The organism is Planctomyces sp. SH-PL62, from assembly GCF_001610895.1.
GTDB lineage: Bacteria > Planctomycetota > Planctomycetia > Isosphaerales > Isosphaeraceae > Paludisphaera.
Genome location: NZ_CP011273.1, coordinates 3133324 through 3155861 on the forward strand (window position 1 = coordinate 3133324; position 22538 = coordinate 3155861).

Here is a 22538-nt window from a genome sequence, read left to right on the forward strand (position 1 = left end):
AGCGTATCCTTATGACAGTTCAGGGCGGCGGCCCTCCCGTGATCGGCGTCGATCTCGGCGGGACGAAAATCATGGCGGCCGTGGTCGCCGACGACAACCGGATCCTCGGGCGGGGCAAGCGCAATACGCCCGCCAAGGAGGGGGGGCCGGCCATCCTGAAGACGATGCTGGAGTGCGTCGACGAGGCCCTCGAGCAGTCCGGCCTGAAGCGGGGCGACCTGGCCGCGGGGGGGATCGGCTCGCCCGGCCCGCTCGACGTCGACGCCGGCGTGATCCTCTTCAGCGCCAACCTGAGCGTCAAGAACTACCCGGTCGGCCCCGAGCTGTCGAGCGCGCTGGGGATCCCGATCAAGGTCCAGAACGACGTCCGGGTCGGCGGCTACGGCGAGTTCATGCTGGGCGCGGGTCGGGGGTACGGCGACGTCCTCGCGGCGTTCGTCGGTACCGGGATCGGCGGCTGCCTGATCCAGAACGGCCGGATCGTCGCCGGGTCGACGAACAACGCCGGCGAGATCGGCCACATCGTCGTCAAGGCCGGCGGGCCCCGCTGCGGCTGCGGCAACAACGGCTGCATGGAGGCCTTCGCCAGCAAGACGGCCCTCTCCAACCGGCTCGTCAAGGCCGCCAAGAAACGGTCGTGCCCGCTCGGCGACAAGATCCAGCGCAAGGGCCGGCTCAAGAGCGGCGACCTGGCGCAGGCCGTCCGCGACAAGGACGAGATCGCCATCCGCGAGGTCGAACGCGCCGCGTACTACCTCGGCCTGGGCCTCGGCGGCCTGGTCAACGTCTTCGGCCCCCAGATCGTCGTCATCGGCGGCGGCATGGCCCTGGCCCTGGGCCAACCGTTCCTGGAGCGGATCACCGCTTCCGCTCGGCTGCAGATCATCACCGACCCGACCCACTGCATCAAGTTCGCCCTGGCGGGGCTGGGCGACGACGCCGGCGTCCTGGGCGCGTCGCTCTACGCCCGCGAGATGCTCGCCCAGGGCTGAGGCGGCCGACCGCCTGCGTCGGTCACGGCTTCGCGGCGGACGCGGCCGCCGCGAGGGACTCATGGTCGACGCTTCGGAGCCAGCCGAGGATGTCGCGCTGCTGGTCGGCGGTGAGCATCAGGTTCATCGCCGGCATCTTGCGTAGGCCGTCCCGGACGATCTTGTGGTAGTCGCCCGCGTGGGTCAGGATCGCCCGGTCGGCGAGCGCCGGGCCGAGTTCGGTCCCGAGGGCCGTCGGCCCGTGGCAGCTCGCGCAGACGACCAGGTAGAGCTGGGCGCCGTTCGCGACGACGGCCTCGCCGGTCCCCTCCGAGGGATCGCCGGGGATCTCCCGCGTGGACACGTCGGCCAGGAGGACGCGGCCCGGCGGCGGGACGGGGGACTCCGAGCCGAAGTGTCGCGTCAGGTACTCCTCGACCGGGGCCCGGTCGGCCTCCGGGAGCACGGCGCCCCACGAGAGCATCTTGTCAACCTCCGCCTTCCACTGCGCGGAGGTCAGGCGCTGGCTCGTGTACATGCCCTCTTCGTGGCAGACGAGGCAGTTGTCCGCGAGGGCCCGCTTGGCCATCACGTCGCGGTAGGCGGCCTCTTCTTCGTCCTCACCCTCGTCCGTGTCGTCGGTCGGGGCCGGCGCCTGGGATTTCGCCGCCTCGACGGCGTCCGCCTCGGCCCGCGCCGCCTCAGCCCGGGCCAGCTCGGCGACGTCCGCGCGCTGTTGTTGCTGGAGGCGATAGCCGAACAGGAGGCCGACCGCCGCGATGGTGGCGAGCGTCAGGCCGATCAGGAATAATCGCATGGATTTGTGCTCACGAAACGACGCAGGGGATGCGGTCGTAGCCGTTCCAGAGATAGCCGCTCTTGTTCCACGGGCTGACTTCGGGCTGGATCTCCCCACGGGAGTCGGTCGCGCGGGCCTGGAGCGTGTAGCTCCCGGCGGCGGGGGGCGTCCAGGCGAGCTTGAAGCGGCGCCAGCTCCCCTGGCGGGGCTCGTCGAGCAACTCGGCCTCGCGCCAGGTCGGGTCCTGCACGGTGGAGACCTCGACCTTGACGACGTGGCCCTCGCCGGTCCAGGCGACGCCGCGGACCTCGCGCGGGCCGAGCGGGAGCGAAGCGTCCGGGTCGGGGGAGGTGATGAGCGACTTGACGTTCATCCACTCGACCGGGACGAGCGAGGCCGGGTCCGGGTTGACCCCGGGCGGGACCGGCTCGCGGGGGATGCGATAGCCGGTCTTCATGTAGAAAGTCTGCGCCTCCTCGGCGGAGACCACGATCCGGCGCACCCACTTGGACCAATTGTTCGCGGCCCAACCGGGGACCACCAGCCGCGCGGGGCCGCCGTGGAGGACGGGCAAGGGCTCGCCGTTCATCTTCAGGGCGATCAGCGAATCGTCGGCCAGCGCGCGGGCCAGGGGGATGCTGCGGGTGAACGGCGGCGCCTTGGTCGTGGGCGGGACGTCCCCGCCGATGAAATGGACGTGGGCCGCCTCCGGCTTCACGCCGGCCCGCTCCAGCAGGGCCGCGAGCCGCACGCCCGCCCATTCGGCGTGCCCGACCGCCCCTCGCTCCCAGGTCAGGCCCGGCATCCGAGGGCGGAACAGCCCCCGACCGTTGCCGGCGCACTGGAGCACCGCCGGGATCGTCGTCGCGTCCATCGCCTCCAGGTCGGCCAGGCTCAGCTTGAGCGGCCGATCCACCAGGCCCTCGACGACGACCTCCCACGTCCTCAGCCCCACCGCCGGGGCACCGTGGTGGCTGCGGACGAAGAATCCCTCGTTCGGCGTCAGGAACGAATCGAGTGCGGCCGACGGCGATTCCAGGTTAAGCGGACGCTCGGTGCGGACGATCATGCGACGATCCGCGGCGACGGCCCCCTCGTCGCCCCTCGCGACGCCCAGGCCGCCTCGGTCGAGCCCGCCCGCGAGTCCCCCGACGCCCAGCATCCCACCCCACAGGCTTGCGAGGAACCCGCGCCGATCCGGCCCGAGACCCGCGGCCGGCACCCCGCCGCCCTCGCGGGCGAGGGGATTTTCAACGTCCGAAGCCATCGTGCTGCGCTCCCCTCGATCGAACCTCGACGGACTTGCCTGCGTCTAGAGTATGCAGGGGCGCCCATTCCCTGTCCAGGCTCGTGATCTCACGGCCCATTTCAAACCGTTCACCTCCACGTCCACGACGGAGGTTTCTGCATGTGGTCGCCATGATGATCCATATATTCATTGCGATCGCGGCGACCTGTCCTGGTCTTGCGGCGTAAATTGAGTAGGGAGGATAATCTCGGTATTCACTTTGCTCTATACTTTGGATGTCGAGAACGAGCCGATCAGGAGCATCGTTCAAGGACGTCCCATCCAGCCCGCTCGCAATTCGGCTCGCACTCGCTTCGGTCCCGTCTCCCGGCGTTCGATCTGAGGTGGCCACCGACTCCCTTCTACGGGTTGCGAACGATGAAAAAAATCCGTCGCAAACGCCAGCAAGCCCTGTTCGCCCGTCTCGGCCGTCATCTGGAAATCTGCCTCGACTCGCTGAAACCTCGGAGGATGCGAACTCGATCGGCGCGGTACGCCGCGGCGTTGGCGGAGTCGCTGGGCTTGATCGAACGTCCTAGGTGTTGCGTCTGGTGCCGCCGACGTCAGCGGCTTCAGCGCCACCATTGGGACTACCAGGAGCCGTTGAACGTCACGTTCCTCTGCCCGGACTGCCACAGCATCGCCGACAACATGGTCTACCAGGCGATCGCCTGAGCGGCTCCGGCGGGACCTTCAGGCGCTTTTCGCGGTCGACTCTTCGGGCGGGGCTTCCCACGGGAGCCGCACCTGGAAGACGGAGCCGTGACCGGGTGTGGAGGTCCACGTCAGGGCTCCGCCGGCGCGTTCGACGAACCGGGCGGCGCGGGGGAGGCCGAGGCCGAGCCCGCGACCGGCCTGTCGACCGCAGTAGAACGGGTCGAACAGGTGGACGGCCTCGGCGTCGCCGATCCCGTTGCCGGAGTCGGCGACCCAGAGGCGAAGCTCGCGACCGTGGCGGGCGGCGCGGAGCTGGATCGTCCCCCCCCCATCGGCGGCGGCCTGGATCGCGTTGCGGACGAGGACCTCGGCGATCTGGCGGAGGCCGTCCGGGTCGGTCCAGGCTTGCAGTTCGGGGTCGTCGAACTCGGCGGTCAGGCGGATCCCGCGGGCCTCACATTCGGGCCGGAAGTCGGCGACGCACGCCCGGAGCACGTCCGCCGGGCGGCAGGGGCGGGGACGCGGCTCGGAGGGCCGGGCGACGAACATCAGGTCGCGGAGGATGCGGTGCGTGCGCTGCGCCTGGCCGAGGATGATCCCCAGCGAGCGCGCGGTTTCGGGCTCGGCGGCCTGGGCCATCAAGAGCTGGGCGCGGCCGACGATGACGGCCAGGGGGTTGTTCAGCTCGTGACCGGCCCCGGCGGCGAACTCGGCGAGGGCGTCGAGCTTGGCGGCCTGGATCCGGCCGCGTTCGGAACGGGCGGACTCCCGGCAGCCTTCGACGGCCGCCCGGAGTCGACGTTCCAGCAAGGCGCGGTCGGCGACCCGCGAGGCCCAGACCTTCCACGCGTCGACGATCCGGGTGGGCCGGAGGCGATCCCGGAGGGCGTCGACGTCGGCGTCGAGCCAGAGCTGCACCTCGCCGGCGACCCTCCCGGCCGCCTCCAAGGGGATCGTCCACGACGCCCCCCGATTCGGCGTCGGCGTCGCATCGCTTTCGGGGGAGGCGGAGCCGTCGAGGTCGTCCGTCGAGGAGGGATCGCGCCAGGAGACGCGGGCGGCGTTGACTTCGGGCTCGCCGCACCACATCCGGCCGGCGCGGAGGCTCCAATTCTCGGGGGTCTCGTCGGGCGAGGAATCGGCGATGGCGTCGATCAACCGGCGCTGGCTGGCCTCGGTGCGGGAGAGTTCGGCGAGCCGGAGCCGGAGCCGGGCGTTCTCGCGGGTCATCCGCTCCTCGTGGGGCGTGGCGTCGTCGGCGGCGAACGGGGCCCCGCAACGCGCCTGGACCTCCGCGACGAGGATGCGGAGGTGGGGCGCGGAGGGCATCGCCTCGCGGCCTGGGGGGGCGTCGAACGCCCAGGGGGTGGACTCGGCCCGGCGCACGGCCTCGCGGACCAGCGCCAGGCGGCCCGGTTCGCGGGCGGCGGCGTCGAGCGCCGCATCGTCCTCGCCGTGGAGCCAGACGGCGTCGACGACCAGGGGTTCGCACCCCCAGCGCTCGGCCAGCCGTCGGCCGATCTCGCGAAGGTCGGCGCCCAGGTCGAGGACCTCGCGGCGGCGTCGCGCCTCGCGGTCGGGCTCGGCCATCCAGCGCACCAGCCAGTCGGGGTCGACCGCGGCCACGGCCCAGCGGCCGAGGCCGTGGAGCAGCCCGGCGCGGATCAGGCCGGCGGGGTCCGGGTCGTTATGTTCGCGAGCCAGGTTCCGGCAGGCGAGGCTCGCGGCCACGGCGTGCCGCCAGAGTTGCTGGACCGCCTCGGCGGCCGGGCCCGAGGCGAGCGCGGCGGGCCACCAGGCGGAATCGGCGGCTTGCCGAAGGACCCGGCCGCGACGCTCCGGCGACCGCTCGGCGATCAGCCAGCCCGGATCGAGCTCCAGGAGCGTCCGGGGCGCGAGGCTGTCGGACCGCTCCTCGTCGCCCTCGCCGTCGCCGAGACCGCCGCCAAGGTCGGCCGTCAGGGCGGTCATCACGGCGCGGACGGTCTGGGGGCGCACCGGCAGATGCGCCAGCCCGTTCAGGCGGCTGAGCAGGGGCTCACCCGGCGGTTTTCGTCCCGTTTGGAACCGCACGACGATCGGGCTCCTTCCCGACCCCATTCCGCCCGTCGCCCCCGTCCTCGATGGGGCGGGTCGGACGACGAACGACCCGCGCTCAGGCGTTGGGGCTGGTCTCCATATCCAGGTGTCGGCAGATTCGGGCGATCAGTTCATCAATATCCAGCGGCTTGTGAAGAAAATCGTCGGCGCCCGACGTCTTCAGCTCGGCGATCTTGTCTTCCTCGACCATGCCCGAGATGCAGATGATCTTGATGTCCGAGATGCTCGGGTCGCGGCGGATCAGCTCGCAAACCGCCTGGCCGTTGATGTCCGGCAGCATGACGTCGAGGATGATCAGGTCGGGGTGGTACTCCTTGGCGAGCATCCCCGCGCCGAAGCCGTTGTTCACGGCCTTGTGTTCGAACCGGCCGTCGGTGCTGAGGACCTCGGCCACCAGGTCCACCACCGCCTGGTCGTCGTCGACGATCAGGATCCGCCGCCGCCCGCTCTCCAGGGCGTCGGTCGGGATGCCGTTGTCCTTCATGAACCGGAAGAGCGCCTCGCGCGGGATCCGCCGGAATCGCGAGCCGGGCACCCGGAATCCCTTGAGCTGGCCCGAGTCGAAGCATCGAATGATCGTCTGCTGGCTGACCTTGCAGATCTTCGCGGCTTCGCCCGTCGTGTAAACGGTCTTCATGGTTGGTTGAGTCCCGATTATCCAATCGGGGTCGAACAGGACTCGCATCACGCCTCCTCGGCGACCCTCCTGCGAATCCCAAAGCCCGCCCCGCTCGGCCTCCTTGCGACACGTCCCTGTCACGTCCCCGAACTCGATGCGGCGCCGACCCGACGTCCCGAGCCTATCAACGACCCGATGAAAGCCTAAGCGTTAAAATCTGCGGAGACTACAAAATTTACCGAAATTGCCGAGTCGACCAATTGTAAAATTCCGCCCGGGATTGTCAATCCAGGAGGAACCGGCCTCCCGGACCCCTCTCCCTGGCGTCCCCGCGCTTCCCTGGAGGCCCTGCACGGCCCGTACCCAAAATCCCCCGTCGCTTCCGAAGAAGGATGAGGGGAGGGGTGGGGGGGTGGTTGGCGACTCCAGAAGATCGGTAAACGGCAAAGACCCGCACAGCAAATACCGAATGCGGGTTTCTGTCAATCTCGGTTGCCATATCCGTCTGGGTATGGAGCGACGGCGATCAGGGTTTGCGAAGGGAGACGGGGTCGAGAGGTTTCCGGGCTCGGGGCAAGCTCAGTGGGCCCATTCGTCCACGCTGCCTGCGGGGTTGCGGCGACGGAGATGGATGAGCAGGGTGGCCAGGTCGGCCGGATTGAGGCCGCTGATCCGCCCCGCCTGGCCGAGCGATCGGGGCTGCACCCGGGCGAGCTTCTCGCGGGCCTCGGCGCGGAGTTGGGGGATGGCGGCGTAGTCCAGGTCGACGGGGATGGCCTTGTCCTCCAGCCGCCGGAACCGCTCGATCTGCTCGACCTGGCGTCCGACGTAGCCGTCGTACTTCGCCTCGATCGTCACCTGGGCGATGACGTCCTCGGCGTAGCCGGCCGCGTCGAGTTCCGGGTCGAGGGCGACGAGGTCTTCCCAGGTGGTCTCGTGGCGGCGGAGGTTCTGGAACAGGGCGACGCCGCCGCGGCGGGTGCCGTCGAGGCGCGAGCGGAGGCCGTCGATCGCATCGCGACGGGTTTCGAACCGGGCCCAGCGGGCGTCGTCCACCAGCCCCGCGCGACGGCCCAGTTCGGTCAGCCGGAGGTCGGCGTTGTCGTGGCGGAGGAGCAATCGGTACTCGGCCCGGCTGGTGAACATGCGGTAGGGCTCGTCGACCCCCCGCGTGACGAGGTCGTCGATCAGGACGCCGATGTACGCCGTCGAGCGGTCCAGCACGAACGGCGGCTCCCCCTTCACGCCCAGCGCCGCGTTGACCCCGGCCACCAGTCCTTGCGCGGCGGCTTCCTCGTAGCCGGTCGTCCCGTTGATCTGGCCGGCGAAGAAGAGTCCCGGCACGGCCTTCGTCTCCAGCGTCGCCCCGAGTTGCTCCGGCGGGGCGAAGTCATACTCGACGGCGTAGCCGTACCGCATGATCTCGGCGTGCTCCAGCCCTGGGATCAGCGGGATCACGGCTTCCTGCACGTCGCGCGGCAGGCTGGTGGAGATGCCGTTGCAGTAATACTCCAGCGTGTCGCGCCCCTCCGGCTCCAGGAAGATCTGGTGCGAATCGCGGTCGGCGAAGCGCACCACCTTGTCCTCGATGGAGGGGCAGTAACGCGGGCCGGTCGACTCGATCTGGCCCGAGTACATCGGCGCTCGGTCCAGGTTGGCCCGGATCAGGTCGTGGACGGCCGGGTTGGTGGCGGTGAGGTGGCAGGGGATCTGGGTCTGTTCGATGCGGTCGGTGAGGAAGGAGAAGGCGACGGGCCGGGCGTCTCCGGGCTGGACTTCGAGCCGGTCGAAGTCGATGGTCCGGCCGTTGAGCCGGGGGGGCGTGCCGGTTTTGAACCGTCGCAGCTCGAAGCCGAGTTCGCGGAGGCTCCCCGAGAGTCCCATCGCCGCCGCTTCCCCGCCGCGTCCGCCGGGGGTCTTGACCTCGCCGGTGTGCATCAGGGCCTGGAGGAACGTGCCGGTCGTCAGGATGACCGCCTTCGCCCGGTAATCGACCCCCCCCCGGCATCGGACGCCGACGATCCGGCCCCCTTCGGTGAGCAGGGCCTCGACCATCTCCTGGCGGAGGGTCAGGTTGGGCTGGCGTTCGACGGCGAGCTTGGCGAGGCCCTGATACGCCCGCTTGTCGCACTGGGCGCGGGGGCTGTGCATGGCCGGCCCCTTACCTCGGTTGAGGAGCCGGAACTGGATCGCGGCGGCGTCGGTGAGCCTCCCCATCGCGCCGCCCAGGGCGTCGACCTCGCGGACGATCTGTCCCTTCGCGACCCCGCCGATCGCCGGGTTGCAGCTCATCTGGCCGACGGTGTCGCAGTTCATGGTCAGGACAGCCGTGCGCAGGCCCATGCGGGCGGGGGCCAGCGCGGCCTCGACTCCGGCGTGCCCGGCGCCGACCACGACGACGTCGAACTGGTAGGGATCGCGGCGGACGGCCATGGGGGCGGCTCTCGGGTGCGGGCGTCTGGCGGCGGGGAACGTGAACGTGAACGAATTTCATCTTAGCCGCCCCCTCGCGCCGGACGCCAGATCAGGAGCCGCGCGCGGCTTGCACCGCCGCTCGCCCCACGGCTAAGGTGGAGGGCGTCCGAACGACACGACCCGTCGACCCCCGGAAATGAGCGAGAATCGAACCATGGCCGAGACGCGCAAGGGCGAAGTGACCTTCAAGGGCAACCCGATCGAGCTGGTCGGACCCAAGCTCAAGGCCGGCGACGCCGCGCCGGACTTCAAGGCGGTGGGCGCCGGCCTGGCGATCGTCACCCTCGCCGAGACCGCCGGCAAGCCCCGGCTGTTCAACGTCGTCCCCTCGCTCGACACCCCGGTCTGCAACAAGCAGACGAAGCACTTCGCCGAGGTCCTCAAGGAGCTGGGCGACAAGGTGGCCGCCTACACCGTCAGCACCGACCTGCCGTTCGCCCAGGCCCGGTTCTGCACCGAGGCCGAGATCGACAACATCCAGAACCTCTCCGACGCCCACGACCACAGCTTCGGCGAGCACTACGGCGTGCTGATCCAGGGCCTCCCCGTGCCGCTGCTGGCCCGCTCCGTCTTCGTCGTCGACGCCTCGAACAAGATCACCTACGTCGAGATCGTCCCCGAGATCGCCACCGAACCCGACTACGAGCCGGCCCTCAAGGCCCTCAAGGCCGCCGCCGGCGCCTGACGCTCCGACGCCCCCTCATCCGGCCTTCGGCCACCTTCTCCCACCAAGGGAGGGAGAAGGAGAGGGGGCCGCACTCGGCTTACAGGAGCCCGGCCTTGTCACCCGACACCGAGGATCGCGACGAGCCCGCGACCGAAATCGAGACGCCTGGACCCGTCCTGGACGCCGCGCCGGACCTGGAGCCGATCGAGGCCGAGGCTGAGGCCATGGTCGACACGGAGCTGGAGCCGATCGACGAGGTCGCGGCGCCCGTCGAGCCTGAAGCATCCCCCGCCCCCGCCCCCGCCCCCGCACCGATCGCCGCGTTCGCGGAAGAGGTCCGCGAGGCGGTCGTCCGGCTGGGCGAGCAGGTGGGCCGGAAGCTTGAAGGGCTGCAATCGCAGTTCGACCGCGAGGTCCGCGCCGAGGCCAATCGCGAGCGGATCGTCGACCGGCTTCACGCCGAGTTGCAGGAGTACAAGCAGGATCTTCTCCTGAAGGTCCAGCGGCCGATCTTCGTCGATTTGATCCAGCTCCACGACGACGTCGGTAAGATGGCGGCGGCCGTCGCTCCGGATTCCGAGGCGTTCCGGGGCACGCTCGAATCGATCCAGACGGCCCTCGAAGACGTCATGTACCGCCAGGGCGTCGAGCCCTTCCGCGCCGAGGGGGACGCCTTCGACCCCCGCCGCCAGCGCGCCGTGGCCACCGTCCCCACCGCCGACCCGGCCCTCGCGAAGACCCTCGCCGCTCGCATCCGCCCCGGCTTCCAGGCCGGCGACAAGGTCATCCGGCCGGAAGTCGTGTCGGTCTACACGCTCCAGAAGGGAGAGTGACGGCGCAGGGGCTCGACGTGCTTCGCGAGCAGGTCGAGAGCCCGCTTCTTCTCCTCGTCGCGGATACCGAGATTCAGGATGAACCGAGCCCCCTCGGGGGGCATTTCGCCCCCCTTCGCTTCCAGGGCTCGGCTCAGGACGGATGCGCCTGTCGGGCTTTTTCGCGTCGGGATCGGGTCCTCCTTCGACATTTCCCCCTGCGATTCTCGTCCGCGGTCACTGCGTCGCCTCGGCCGGGTCGATGCGGTAGACGGCGTCGGCGAGCTTGACGACGACGGGGTCGGTGAAGGTCAGGTACTGGTTCCAGTCGGCGGACTGGGCGCGGGCGAGGTTGAAGTAGTCGTCGCTGAACTGGCGGACGACCTTCGCGGCGGCCTCGTCCTCGGGCCGCACGTCCGAGTCGACCCAGCGGCCCTCCTTGAAGTAGAACGTCTTCGCCCCCACCTGGCGGACGGTCTCCCTCGCATCCTGCGCCGGGGCCTGGTCGCGAGGTCGGCCGCCCATGCCGGCCATGAGCGAGGGCGTCGCGAACCGGGTGGCGGGCGCGGCCTTGGCGGCGACGGCCCCCCCTGCGCCCGGCCGGCGGATCGGCCGCCGCCCATCATGCCCATCATCCCAGAGCCCGCCATGCCCCCGGCCGTGCCGAAGCCCTCGCGGCGCGCAGCGTCCTGGAGGGCGAGGGAATCGACCTGCTGGGCCTCCCGGTAGAAGTTCTTCAGGCTGCGCTGATTCACGCCCGAAGGGCCGCTGACGGCGCTCAACTCGGACAGGGCCTCGCCGGCCCGCGCGGCGTTCTCGGTCCTGGCGTGCAGGGGCGTGCGCTCGTCGGCCAGGAACGAGGTGTAGGGGGTCATGATGCCGTACTGGGTGCTCAGCCGAACCAGCTCGTCGACCAGCTCCTTGTTCTGGCCCTGGAGGTCGATCTGGTCGATGAGGTCGCCGATCCGCCGCACGACCCAGATCCGCTCGACGAAGCGGTGGGCGGAGCCCCGATCGCTCTCGGCCAGCTCGATGGGGAACTCGAACGATCGCGAGTCGCCGCCGACCTTTCCCGCGACCTTCAGCGTCGTCCGGCCCGAGCGGCGATACCGGCCCGCCCAGACGATCTGGCCGCCGTCGAAGAGGTCGGGGACGTCATGCGGGTAGGCCCGGTTCACGTCGGAGTCGGCGAACTCGATGCGGACGCCGGTCAGCACGGGGCTGGTCATCTTGGAGTAGAACCGGGCGACGTGCGCCTCGATGTCCTCGTCCGGCTTGACGTACTCGCTGGTCCCGCTGTTGCCGGCGCTCAGGCGGTCGAGGAGCCGGGCGTTGACGTCGAACCCGACGCCGAAGCTGAACACCCGCGCCTTGCGGACGTTGGCCTTCTTGCAGGCGTCGGCGATCTTGAACTCGTTCGTCTCGCCGGCCGTCGGCAGGCCGTCGGTCAGGAACAGGACGTAGTTCGGCCGCGAGTCCTCGCGGATCAGGTCGAGCGCCGCCTTGAGCGCGGCGTCGATGTTCGTGCTCCCCCCCTCGCGGATGTTGTCGACGTACCGCTGGGCCTCGGCGCGGGCCTCGGAGCTGTACCGCTGGAGCTCGGGCTTGTAGGTCTCCACCCGGTCGTCATACACCACGATGTTGAACAGGTCGTCGTCGCGGAGGTTGTCGAGCACCGACTTGAGGGCCTTGCGCGCCTGCTCGATCTTCTTGCCGGCCATCGAGCCGGAGCGGTCGAGCACGAAGACGACCGTCTTGGGGAGCGGCCTGGAGTCGGCCGCCTTCACCTCGGGGCTGGCCAGGACGAGGAAGTAGCCGTCGTCGCCGGCCGACGGGCGGTAGCTCAGGACCGAAGCCCCCAGCGCCCCCTCCGCCAGCGTGTAGACGGCGCGGAAGTCGTTCGCCGTTTCCACGTCCGACCGATCCAGGCTCACGCGGACCTCATGGTCCCCGGTCCGATCGATGCGGGCGTCGTCGCTGGGGCAGAAGACCGACTTGATCGAGTCCTTGCTGGTGATCGCGACCCGGACGCTCAGCCGCCGGATCGGCTTCGAGGCGTACTTCTGGGTCGAGAGCGGGTACGAGAACTCGACCACGTCGCGGTCGCGGCGGCAGAGCTGCGTGTACCGGAGCAAGACCTTGCGCTCGGCCCCGGCCGGGATCGGGAAGACGCTGGTCCGATAGAGGCCCCGGCCCATGTATTCCAGGAGCGCCGGGTCGCGCTTGCCGCGGACGATCTCCTCATAGATGCGCCGGGCCTCGTCCTTGCCCAGCAGGCGGCCGGGAAGCTCCTTGCCGTCGACCATCAGGACGAGGTTCTCGACCACCGCGTCTTCCGGGATCGGGAAGAAGTACTCGGCCTCCAAGTCGGATGAGCCGGGGTTGTAGAACGTCTGCGAGACCTGGACCTCGGCCGCCTGGTCGCGCAGCTTGGCGTCGACGGCCACCTCCCGGATTTCGAATGTTTGCCGGATCGGGATCGTCGGCCGACGGTCGATGATCCAGCCCTGGGCCTTCGCCCTCGTCCCTCCCGTCGCCATCCCCGCCGCCATCAGCAAGGCGATCGCGACGAGCCGTTTCGACGCCAGGTCCATTCCCGCATTCATGGCCGACTCCCCGGGCGACGCCCGACGAACTCCGATCGAAAAGAAGTCCTCCTCCCCTTAGACGCCCGAGCGGCCCATTTCTGAGGCGTCGGGCGTGATTTTCCCGAATCCGCGGATCGGTGACCGAGGCTCTAGCGTCCCGGGCCGCCAGGGCTCGATTCGTATGGCGACCACGCGGCTCGTCGAACCCGTAACGGTCTCCCGCCGCGCCAGGGCGGCACCGACACTTGATCGACGCCGCCGCCATCGCTAGAATCTGGCTTGGCGATTGAGACTCAGGATCAACTGACGCGGGATGGGGGCTGGCGAGATTCGCTCGATGATGGAGCGCGAAGACGTTCGAAGGGGCGGGGGGCGAGCGTGGCCGATGCTGGCCGCGATGGGATTGATCGTGGTCGCATCGGTCGCGGCGAGGGCCCAGGCTCCGGTCGAGGCCGGGCCGGTCCCGACGCCGCCGGAATCGGCGGTCGAGCGGCAGGCGAGGGCGGCGAAGCTGCGGGAGGTCTACTGGAAGTCGTCGGCCGAGTGGCCCGCGCCCCAGGTCGACCCCGGCGTCGACTGGCGCGAGCTGGGGCTCCTGCCGACGCCCCCCTCGCCGGCGGACGACCCGCCGACGCCGGCCAAGGTCGAGTTGGGCAAGCGGCTCTTCTTCGACCCCAGGGTCTCCGGCAGCGGCCAGATCGCCTGCGCCTCCTGCCACGACCCGGATCTGGGCTGGGCCGACGGCCGGACCACGGCCTACGGCCATAGCCGCGAGCCGTTGAAGCGGAACTCGCCCAGCATCATGAACCTGGCCTACATGCCGGAACTGTTCTGGGACGGCCGCGCCTCCAGCCTGGAGGACCAGGCCCGCGAGGTGATCCTCAACCCCTCCGAGATGAGCGCGACGCCCGAGTCGATCCTCGCCTCGCTGGCCGTCGTCCCCGAGTATCGCGACGCCTTCCGCGAGGCCTACGGCTCGGACCGGATCGACGTCGAGTCGACCGCGAAAGCCCTGGCGGCCTTCGAGCGCAGCGTCGTCGGCGGCCGCAGCGCGTTCGACAAGTTCCTCCGAGGGAATCGCCAGGCGCTCTCGGACGAGGCGGTCCTGGGGCTCGACCTCTTCCGCGGCAAGGCCCGATGCCTCAACTGCCACAACGGCCCGGCGTTCAGCGACGGCCGACTCCACGACCTCGGCCTCAGCTACTACGGCCGCGAGCTGGAGGACCTGGGGCGGTACAAGGTCACGAACAGGGCCGAAGACGTCGGCCGGTTCCGCACGCCGAGCCTCCGCAACATCACCGCGACGGGCCCTTATATGCACAACGGCCTGTTCGAGCTCTCCGGCGTGCTGAACATGTACAACGCCGGCATGGCGACCCTCAAGCGCAAGCCCGAGCAGGCCGACGACCCGCTCTTCCCCGCCAAGTCCCCCTTGCTCAAGCCGCTGGGCCTGACCAGGCAGGAGCTGAACGACTTGCAGGCCTTCCTGGCGTCGCTCGCCGAACCCAAGCTCCGCGTCCGCGCGCCCGTGCTCCCCGGCCTGGACGCCTCCCGCCCCCGCTGAATCATCCCCTCGGAGACCCAGAATGCCCGTCGATGCGCCTCGCTATCGTCATCCGATCCGTCGCGGCTTCACGCTGATCGAGCTGCTGGTGGTGATCGCGATCATCGCCGTGCTGATCGCGCTGCTGCTGCCGGCCGTGCAGGCCGCTCGCGAGGCCGCCCGCCGCATGCAATGCGCCAACAACCTTCGCCAGCTCGGCCTGGGGATGCACAATGTGCACACGGCGATGAACAGTTTCCCGATGAACGAGACGAAGCCCGTCACCCGCTACTGGGGGGCGCAGATCATCCCGTACATGGAGCAGGTGAACCTGTTCAACCTGTATAACATCAACGTCGACTACAACGTGCCGCCGAACAGCACGGCGATCTCCTATCCGCTGGCGGTCTTCCTCTGCCCGTCCGCGCCGGAGTCGCCCCGGATGAACCCGACGTTCATCGCCAAGCCGGGCCCGGGCATGGACAAGTGGTCCTCGGCGGCGGCCGACTACGCGGCGAGCACCGGCGTCATGTCCAACCTCTGGACGACCCCCTCAGTGATGAACAACGGCCCGCCGGCCAGCACCGACGGCGCGCTCCAGGGCAACAACGCGTCCGGCCGCCGCAACATCGCCGAGATCACCGACGGCGCCAGCAATACGATCCTGATCATGGAGTCGGCCGGCCGTCCCCAGATCTGGCGGGCCGGCTGGAAGAAGGTCGCCAACTCCGGCCTCACGACGGCCCTCAGCTCGATCCTCTGCGGCTGGGCCGAGCCCAACGCCTTCAGCGCCCGGGGCTATGACCAGGGGGGCGTGGCCAACAAGGGCCGATGCGCGGTGAACTGCTCGAACGTCTACGCCGCCTACGCCTTCCACCCCGGCGGCGCCAACGTCCTCATGGCCGACGGCTCCACCCGGTTGGTCAAGGAGACCGTCGCCATCGAGACCTTCGCCGCCCTCCTCACCCGCTCCGGCGGCGAGATCATCTCGGCCGACGAATATTGAGGCCGGATCCGGGCGCGTCCCCGCCCGGCAGCCGTCTGGAATCAATCACCTCGACGGATTCCGCAGCAGCCTGGGGGGGGCCAGCCACTGGAGTTCGTGGCGCTCGGAGTCCGGCGAGGGCCTGCGCAGGGCGGCGACGCCCCCCTTCTTGAACGTGAACGGCAGCGCCCGAGGGTCGCCCAGCAAGAGCAGGCTCAGCAGCTCGTCCAGGATCGGGTTGTGGCCGACGATCATCAGGGGGGCCTCCGGCTGCAGCCCGAGCCACTCGGCGACGTCCTGAGCCGTGGAATCGGCGCGGAGGACCGGGGCGAGTTCGATCGACCCGGCCAGGTCCAGCCCTTCGGCGAGGATCTCGGCCGTCCGCCGCGCCCGGGGCAGGGGGCTGGTCGCGATCCGTTCGACGGCGAGGTCCAGGTCGTCGAGGCCCTCGGTGATCTCCCGCATCCGCTTCTCCCCCCGGGAGGTTAGCGGCCGTTCATCGTCCGGGATCCCCGGAGTCCCGTGCTCGACGGCGATGCCGTGGCGGACGATGTACAATTCCCACATGATGGAAACCTCCCTTTGTCTTGTGATTTTGTGAAAATCGACACTATTGCTCGACACGATTCCGAACCAGGCGCGAGCGGAGGCCGCGATGGCGAGACCCGGGGGGCCGTGGTTGTGGAAGGCTAGGGGCCGGGGGCCGCGTCGATCAGGGGTAGGAGGATCCTAGCCCCCAAGGACCTGCAGGGGAAGGATCGGGAGGGGGCCTGGGCATGGTACTCTGCTACCAAGGAAGCCGCGACGGTCGAGTCCGCGATGGTCACCTCGGCAGTAACGACGGCACCCTTATTCAACGGGTTCATCGTCGCCTGCGAAGCTCGGGCCGCCCGCGGCGACATGGAGCGGGAGACGGTGCGGATCGCGACGAGCGTCATGCGGAGGGCCTGCGGCTTTCGGATCGACGGGGTCAAGTTCGGGGACGTACCCGCCCGCGAGGTCGAGGTCAGGCATCTTGAGGCGGTCCTGGCCCGGTGGGCGGACGAGCCGGGACGATCACCGGGCAAGGGAATCTCGCGGAGTTACCTGGCGACCGACGCCGGGTGGATCCGCACGGCTTTCCGGTGGGCCGCGAAGCCCGGAAAGGATCGCGGGCCGCGCCTGTCAGCCGACCCGTTCGCCGGATTCAAAGGCCCCCGCCCCTCGCCGGCGAAGGTCCGAATCTGCACGCGGCGAGACGGCGGCCGTCGGCGGCGATCTCGGCGGCGGCGCCCGGTCGTTCGAGGCTCGTGCCGGCCCCGTGGATCATCGGGCGGCCCGAGGTCGGCAGGGGCGCGGCTGCCGCGAGGGGAAAGGCCCGCATAACGATCGTCCTCGATCCGGGTGGGCGGGGGATGGACGGCGATTCTTGCGACGAGCATCGACGCTGCGCGAGGCCGCGTCGCCGACTGGACGATCGGGGGTGCTGAAGGGATGGCCTCCTCGGGGCCTCTACGCTCGACGCCGCACCTCGCCTCCTCCGACCAATCGCCCCGCCCGGCCCGCCTCGCCGCGATGCCGGGGCCTCGGGCCGGCGGCCTTGAGTCCCTTGTGAATCACGTCATTCACGGCCGAGCTCGAGCCGAATCGGGATGCCGGCGTTTCAACGGATGGGCCTCGCCGTCCACCCCCGCGGCGCGGCCATCGATCCTCGCGCCGTCCGGCGCCTCGATGTGGAGCGGCAAAAGAGTCCCCGGCTCCGGAGGACGTCCGACGACGGCCCGAGGCCACGGTCGGGGGCCTCGCCTGCAATTTAGCTGTCGAGGCTCGCTGGTTCCGAGCCGGCCTCTGAACGACGACCCCGAAGGGCGAAACCTGCAGGAGCCCTGGGGCCCAGATCGGCATGCCACCCCACATGCTCCGCCAGCCCCTGAGGGTTCGGATCGAGGATCGACTCCACACGGCCTCGCACGGGCGGTCCGTGCAGCGACGAACTCCTCGTAATGTGCTGGCCGCTCGGCGTCAGCCCGCTGAATGGCATGCCTGGAGCATTGGCGAGTCGAAGCACCAACTGGCAGCCGGCCAGGCGATTTGGGGCACGGGGGACTCGAAACTCAGCCCCAAATTCGACTCGTGATCTACCGGACGCGGGAGACGTTTTTCGCAATGTTCTGCAATGAAATGGTGGCGTCACGACCCCCTGCCCCTGGTCGGAAATGAGTCGGGGGGATTCAGCCCTGGTTGAGCCGACGCGCAACTGGCACCCGCGTTCTGCCCGATCCCCGAGCCGATCGGCGAAGGGGGGGATTCGGCCCTGGTTGAGCTGGCGCGCAACTGGCACAGCCTGACACCTGACGTCGGAGCCGCGATCTTGGACCTCGACCGATCCGCCCCTGAGCAGGGGAGTGACTCCGATACAACCTCTGCGGACTGACCAGTAGGCGACCAGGCTCATGAAGCGTAAGAGCCCCGCCGTTCCGGGCCTCGGGCGACGACACCGACACGCGCAAGGCACCTGCACTTGAATCCCCTTCAGCAAGTTCTGATAAGTATTGAATCGAGGCGAGTGGACCGTCCCGACGTAGTCTCCAGGTGTAGGCATTGCCGCCCTCCACTTGCATCTCGCCCACCTCGGACGCGAACGACCGCTGGTGACGCGTCATGCTTGCCTCGCCCCGGGGCGCGTCGTTCATGAGCCCGGTCACGCCCCGACGGCCGCGTCCTCAGGCCGGCGTCCAGGCGGCACCCCCGCCACGACGCGCGGCGGATCCGCCGTGACGCGCGGGCGGGCCGGCGCGGGACCTCGCCCCCAGTCGGGGCGACGAAGGCGAGTGCGAGCAGGCACCGTCCGCGGGCGAACGGCAGTCGTCCCACCACCGCCGACCTTGACAAACGGGCGAGGCTGGGGAACGCTGGTTCTTATCGCCCCTCCGTCGGAAGTCCTTCCCGGGGAAGGCTCCCGATCACCCTTGCGGATTCATCCTCGCGAGCCGGCACATGAACGCGACTCTGCTGAGACTCCGATCGGGACTCGTCGCGCTTCTGCTTCTCGGGGGCGCTCGACAGGCCGGGGCGGACCCGACCGACCTGGGGCCGGATCCCGCCCGCGCGCAGGACTCCGGGGCGGTGACGGCCGCAGGGCTGGAGTTCTTCGAGAAGCAGGTGCGGCCGCTCCTGGTCGAGCGCTGCTATGAGTGCCACTCGTCGGGGGCGAAGGCGCCCAAGGGTGGCCTGAGCCTCGACGACCCCGAGGGGTGGGTGAAGGGGGGGGACAGCGGGCCGGCCGTCGTCCCGGGCTCGCCGGACGAGAGCCTGCTCATCGACGCGGTCCGTTACGGATCGCTCGAGATGCCGCCGCGCGGGAAGCTCCCCGCGCTCGAGATCGCCGTGCTCGAACGCTGGGTCGGCATGGGGGCGCCCGCCCCGCCCTCGGGAAACTCCCGTCCCCGACCCGCGCCCGCGACGTCTCCGGACGAGGCCGCTCGCTCGCACTGGGCGTTCCGGCCGATCGCCGACCCCCCCGCGCCGCTCGTGAAGGACGCCGGCTGGCCGCGCTCCGACGTCGACCGGTTCATCCTCGCGAAGCTCGAATCGGAGGGGCTCTCCCCGGTCGGCGACGCCGACAAAATGATCCTGCTGAGGCGAGTCCACTTCGACCTGGTCGGCCTCCCACCCACCTCGGACGAGATTGCGTCGTTCCTCTCGGATGGAGCGCCCGACGCGCTGGAGAAGGTCGTCGACGCACTCCTGGCCCGCCCGACGTTCGGCCAGCGCTGGGGTCGGCACTGGCTCGACGTGGCCCGCTACGCCGATTCCAACGGCTCTTGCGAGAACTTCACCTTCTACGACGCCTGGCGCTATCGCAACTACGTGGTCGACGCGTACAACGCCGACAAGCCGTTCGATCGGTTCATCGCGGAGCAGCTGGCCGGCGACCTCCTCCCCTCGCGCGACCAGCGGGAGCGGGACGCGAATCTCGTGGCCACCGGATTCCTCGTCATCGGTCCCAAGGGCATCGGCGCGACCGACAAGGAACAGCTCGCAATCGATGTGATCGACGAGCAGCTCGACACGATCGGGAAGGTCTTCCTCGGCCTGAGCGTGGGTTGCGCCCGGTGTCACGACCACAAGTTCGACCCGATCTCCACCGCCGATTATTACGGCCTCGCCGGCATCCTCGCCAGCACGGAGACGACCCACGGCTACCTGCTCGACCGCAAGGACCTCACCGGCTGGAACCTCCACCCGCTCGGTGCGGACGGGCAGGAGGCGTACGAGGCCTTCCAGGCATTCCAGAAGAAGGTCGGCGACCTCCAGAAGGAGGAAGCGGAGCTGAAGGCCAAGCTCGAGACGCTGAAGGGGGGCGCGATGCCGGCCGCGGCGGATCCGTCCCGGGCCGCCGCCGCGACGCCGACGCCGGATGCGAAGTCCGAGGTCGAGAAGGTCGAGGAGCGCCTCGCCGCCGTGAAGGAGCAGCTCGCACAGGTGCTGGCGAAGCCCGCGGGGCGGCCGCCGATGGCGATGTCGGTGAATGACCACAAGCAGCCCGGCCCGGTGGCGATCTGCATCAGGGGCGACGCGCACAACCGCGGCGCGGAGGTCCCACGCGGATTCATCGCGGTCGTCGAGCCCTCGGCGCCGGCGATCCGGTCCGAGGTCAGCGGCCGGGTGGAACTCGCGGAGTGGCTCGCCAGTCCTCGGAACCCCCTCACCGCGCGCGTGGCGGTGAACCGGATCTGGCAGCACGTGTTCGGCCGGGGGCTCGTGGGCTCGCCTGACGACTTCGGCACGCGCGGCGAGCGTCCCTCCCATCCCGAGCTGCTCGATTACCTGGCCCGGCGGTTCATGCAACAAGGCTGGTCGGTCAAGGGCCTCGTCCGCGGCCTCGTGCTCAGCCGGACGTACCGGCAGAGCTCCGAGTTCGACCGGGCGTGCGCCGACCGCGATCCGGAGAACCGGTGGCACTGGCGAGCGAACCGCCGCCGGCTCGACATGGAGGCCCTTCGGGACGGCCTGCTGGCCGCAAGCGGGCGGCTCGACCCGTCCCCGACCGACTCGGTGGTCGCAAAGCTGAACCTCCAGGCCACGGGGGTCGGCGTGGGGCCGAATCCCCCCTTCGTCAGCGCGCGGCGGACGGTCTACCTGCCGGTCATCCGCAACGACCTCCCGCCCCTGTTCCAGCTCTTCGACTTCGGCGACGCCCTCTCAGTGAACGGCCGGCGGAGCGCCACGAACGTGGCCCCCCAGGCGCTCTTCATGATGAACAGCCCCTTGGTCCTCGACGCGGCGAAAGCGACGACCGAAACGGTCCTCGCCGGCTGCGAGACCGCCGACGACCTTCAGACGCTCGAGCGCCTCTATGTCCGCATCGTCGGACGTCCGCCGCGTCGCGACGAGGTCGCGCCGTCGCTGGCGCTGGTTCACGAGCGTCTGGACGACGTCCGGGCTGCGAGCCCGGCGGCCTCGGCGGCGGCGGACGATCCGCTGCGAAATCGTGCGTGGGCCGCACTGGCTCATGTGCTGTTCTGTTCGACGAGTTATCAGTACGTCGATTGAGGAGGGTCGGATGTCGAGGCCGCAACCGCTCGGGATCTCGCGTCGGGCGCTCCTCCAGAACGCCGCCTGCGGATTCGGGTATCTCGCCTTCGCCGGGCTCGCCGCGCAGGCCGCCGAGGCCGAGGCGAAGGCGAACCCGCTCGCCCCGAAGCCGCCGCATCTGCCGGCGCGGGCCAAGCGGGTCATCTTCATGTTCATGCACGGCGGGCCGAGCCAGGTCGACACGTTCGACTACAAGCCCGACCTCGCGAAGTATTCGGGCGAGCCGGCCCCCTGGGTCAAGCGGCCGGCCCGGCTCCGCCCGACCCCCTGGCGGTTCGCCCGGCACGGCGAGTGCGGCCGGTGGGTCTCGGAGCTCTTCCCGAACGTCGCCCGGCATGCGGACGACCTCTGCGTCATCAACAGCATGCACACCGAAGGCCGCTCCCACGGCGAGGCGGCGCTGCGGCTGCACACGGGCACCGCCAGCTTCGTCCGGCCGTCGCTCGGGTCGTGGGTGACCTACGGGCTCGGGACCGAGAACGGCAACCTGCCGGGCTTCGTCACGATCGCCCCGCCGCGAGGGCACGGCGGCGTGCAGAACTACTCCAGCGCCTTCCTGCCGGCGATCTACCAGGGGACGGCGATCGGCACGGCCGACGTCCCCGTGAACGGGGCGACGATCCCCTTCCTCGCCAACGCCGAGACGCCCCGGGCGCGGCAGCGGCGACAGCTCGACCTGATCCAGCAGCTGAACCGGACACACCTCGAGCGGTCGGAGGGCGACGCCCAGATCGAGGGGATGGTGCAGTCGTACGAGCTCGCCTTCCGCATGCAGTCGGCGGCGCCGGGCGTGCTCGACCTGGCCGGGGAGACGGAGGCGACGCGGCGGCTGTACGGCGTCGGCACGCCGGAGACCGACGACTTCGGCCGCCAGTGCCTCCTGGCCCGTCGCTTCACCGAGGCCGGGGTCCGCTTCGTCCAGATCTCCACCGGCTACCTCTGGGACCAGCACGACAAGCTGGTGAGCGGGCACGAGAAGATCGCCCGGGCGGTCGACCTGCCGATCGCCGGCCTGCTCGCCGACCTCAAGGCGCGCGGACTGCTGGACGACACGCTGGTCTTCTGGGGCGCCGAGTTCGGGCGGACGCCCTACACCGAGGGGGTGGACGGCCGCGACCACAACCCCGAGGGATACTCGGTCTGGCTCGCCGGCGGCGGCGTGAAGGGGGGCGTCGCGCACGGCCGGACCGACGAGTTCGGCTTCGCGGCGGTCGAGGACAAGGTCCACTACCACGACCTGCACGCCACCATCCTGCACCTGCTCGGCCTGGACCACGAGCGGCTGACCTACCGCTACTCCGGCCGCGACTTCCGCCTGACCGACGTCTACGGCCGGGTGGTTCGCGAGATCCTCGCGTGACCGGACGATCCGAGCCGCCGGCGGCGGGCGTCGCGTCGTCCGCCTGGAGGGGTCTCGGCTGAATAGAGCCGAGAGCCTGCGACGGATCCCGCTATTC

Annotated in this window: 15 protein-coding genes; 8 read left to right on the plus strand and 7 right to left on the minus strand. The window is 70.0% G+C overall.

Annotated elements, in window-relative coordinates:
- Positions 1-11: 11 nt before the first annotated feature.
- Positions 12-992, plus strand: a complete 981-nt coding sequence (locus tag VT85_RS12195) for an ROK family protein (protein ID WP_068415282.1) — start codon at positions 12-14, stop codon at positions 990-992.
- Positions 993-1014: 22 nt separating this feature from the next.
- Here the strand turns inward: VT85_RS12195 and VT85_RS12200 are convergent, their stop codons facing one another.
- On the minus strand, positions 1015-1788 hold the full coding sequence (locus tag VT85_RS12200) for a c-type cytochrome (RefSeq protein WP_068415283.1): 774 nt from the start codon (positions 1786-1788) through the stop codon (positions 1015-1017).
- A gap of 10 nt (positions 1789-1798) precedes the next feature.
- Positions 1799-3037, minus strand: coding sequence for a sulfite oxidase (locus tag VT85_RS12205; RefSeq protein ID WP_082858556.1), 1239 nt, complete (start codon positions 3035-3037; stop codon positions 1799-1801).
- 492 nt (positions 3038-3529) lie between these two features.
- On the opposite strand from VT85_RS12205, the gene VT85_RS12210 reads away from it, so the two are divergent.
- Positions 3530-3733, plus strand: coding sequence for a hypothetical protein (locus VT85_RS12210; protein ID WP_197491240.1), 204 nt, complete (start codon positions 3530-3532; stop codon positions 3731-3733).
- 18 nt (positions 3734-3751) lie between these two features.
- On the opposite strand, the gene VT85_RS12215 is transcribed toward VT85_RS12210, so the two are convergent.
- The 3 genes from VT85_RS12215 to mnmG form a co-directional block, all read right to left on the minus strand.
- Positions 3752-5788: an ATP-binding protein gene (locus tag VT85_RS12215; protein ID WP_197491241.1), complete on the minus strand. Its 2037-nt coding sequence runs from the start codon at positions 5786-5788 to the stop codon at positions 3752-3754.
- A gap of 82 nt (positions 5789-5870) precedes the next feature.
- Positions 5871-6452 carry a response regulator gene (locus VT85_RS12220; RefSeq protein WP_156512833.1) on the minus strand — a complete coding sequence of 194 codons (582 nt, stop codon included), beginning with the start codon at positions 6450-6452 and terminating at the stop codon, positions 5871-5873.
- 561 nt (positions 6453-7013) lie between these two features.
- The gene (gene mnmG / locus VT85_RS12225; RefSeq protein ID WP_068415292.1) at positions 7014-8867 is read right to left on the minus strand and encodes a tRNA uridine-5-carboxymethylaminomethyl(34) synthesis enzyme MnmG; all 1854 of its coding nucleotides are present in this window, start codon (positions 8865-8867) and stop codon (positions 7014-7016) included.
- A gap of 196 nt (positions 8868-9063) precedes the next feature.
- On the opposite strand from mnmG, the gene tpx reads away from it, so the two are divergent.
- Together tpx and VT85_RS12235 are read left to right on the plus strand one after the other, a co-directional pair.
- Entirely contained in the window at positions 9064-9594 is a 531-nt protein-coding gene (gene tpx / locus VT85_RS12230) for a thiol peroxidase (RefSeq protein ID WP_068421901.1), read from the plus strand.
- Positions 9595-9689: 95 nt separating this feature from the next.
- On the plus strand, positions 9690-10409 hold the full coding sequence (locus VT85_RS12235) for a nucleotide exchange factor GrpE (protein ID WP_068415294.1): 720 nt from the start codon (positions 9690-9692) through the stop codon (positions 10407-10409).
- Positions 10410-10699: 290 nt separating this feature from the next.
- Here VT85_RS12235 and VT85_RS12245 read toward each other — a convergent pair whose 3' ends face one another.
- Positions 10700-12994: a VIT domain-containing protein gene (locus tag VT85_RS12245; protein ID WP_197491242.1), complete on the minus strand. Its 2295-nt coding sequence runs from the start codon at positions 12992-12994 to the stop codon at positions 10700-10702.
- Positions 12995-13361: 367 nt separating this feature from the next.
- On the opposite strand from VT85_RS12245, the gene VT85_RS12250 reads away from it, so the two are divergent.
- Both VT85_RS12250 and VT85_RS12255 read left to right on the plus strand, forming a co-directional pair.
- Positions 13362-14540 carry a cytochrome-c peroxidase gene (locus VT85_RS12250; RefSeq protein ID WP_068415302.1) on the plus strand — a complete coding sequence of 393 codons (1179 nt, stop codon included), beginning with the start codon at positions 13362-13364 and terminating at the stop codon, positions 14538-14540.
- A 22-nt stretch (positions 14541-14562) separates the two neighbouring features.
- Positions 14563-15525: a DUF1559 domain-containing protein gene (locus VT85_RS12255; protein WP_068415305.1), complete on the plus strand. Its 963-nt coding sequence runs from the start codon at positions 14563-14565 to the stop codon at positions 15523-15525.
- Between the two features lie 45 nt (positions 15526-15570).
- On the opposite strand, the gene sixA is transcribed toward VT85_RS12255, so the two are convergent.
- Positions 15571-16071: a phosphohistidine phosphatase SixA gene (gene sixA, locus VT85_RS12260; protein WP_068415309.1), complete on the minus strand. Its 501-nt coding sequence runs from the start codon at positions 16069-16071 to the stop codon at positions 15571-15573.
- 2409 nt (positions 16072-18480) lie between these two features.
- Between sixA and VT85_RS12270 the strand changes: the two genes are divergently transcribed.
- Together VT85_RS12270 and VT85_RS12275 are read left to right on the plus strand one after the other, a co-directional pair.
- Positions 18481-21039 carry a PSD1 and planctomycete cytochrome C domain-containing protein gene (locus tag VT85_RS12270; RefSeq protein WP_068415315.1) on the plus strand — a complete coding sequence of 853 codons (2559 nt, stop codon included), beginning with the start codon at positions 18481-18483 and terminating at the stop codon, positions 21037-21039.
- 10 nt (positions 21040-21049) lie between these two features.
- On the plus strand, positions 21050-22441 hold the full coding sequence (locus tag VT85_RS12275; RefSeq protein WP_068415318.1) for a DUF1501 domain-containing protein: 1392 nt from the start codon (positions 21050-21052) through the stop codon (positions 22439-22441).
- Positions 22442-22538: the final 97 nt, after the last annotated feature.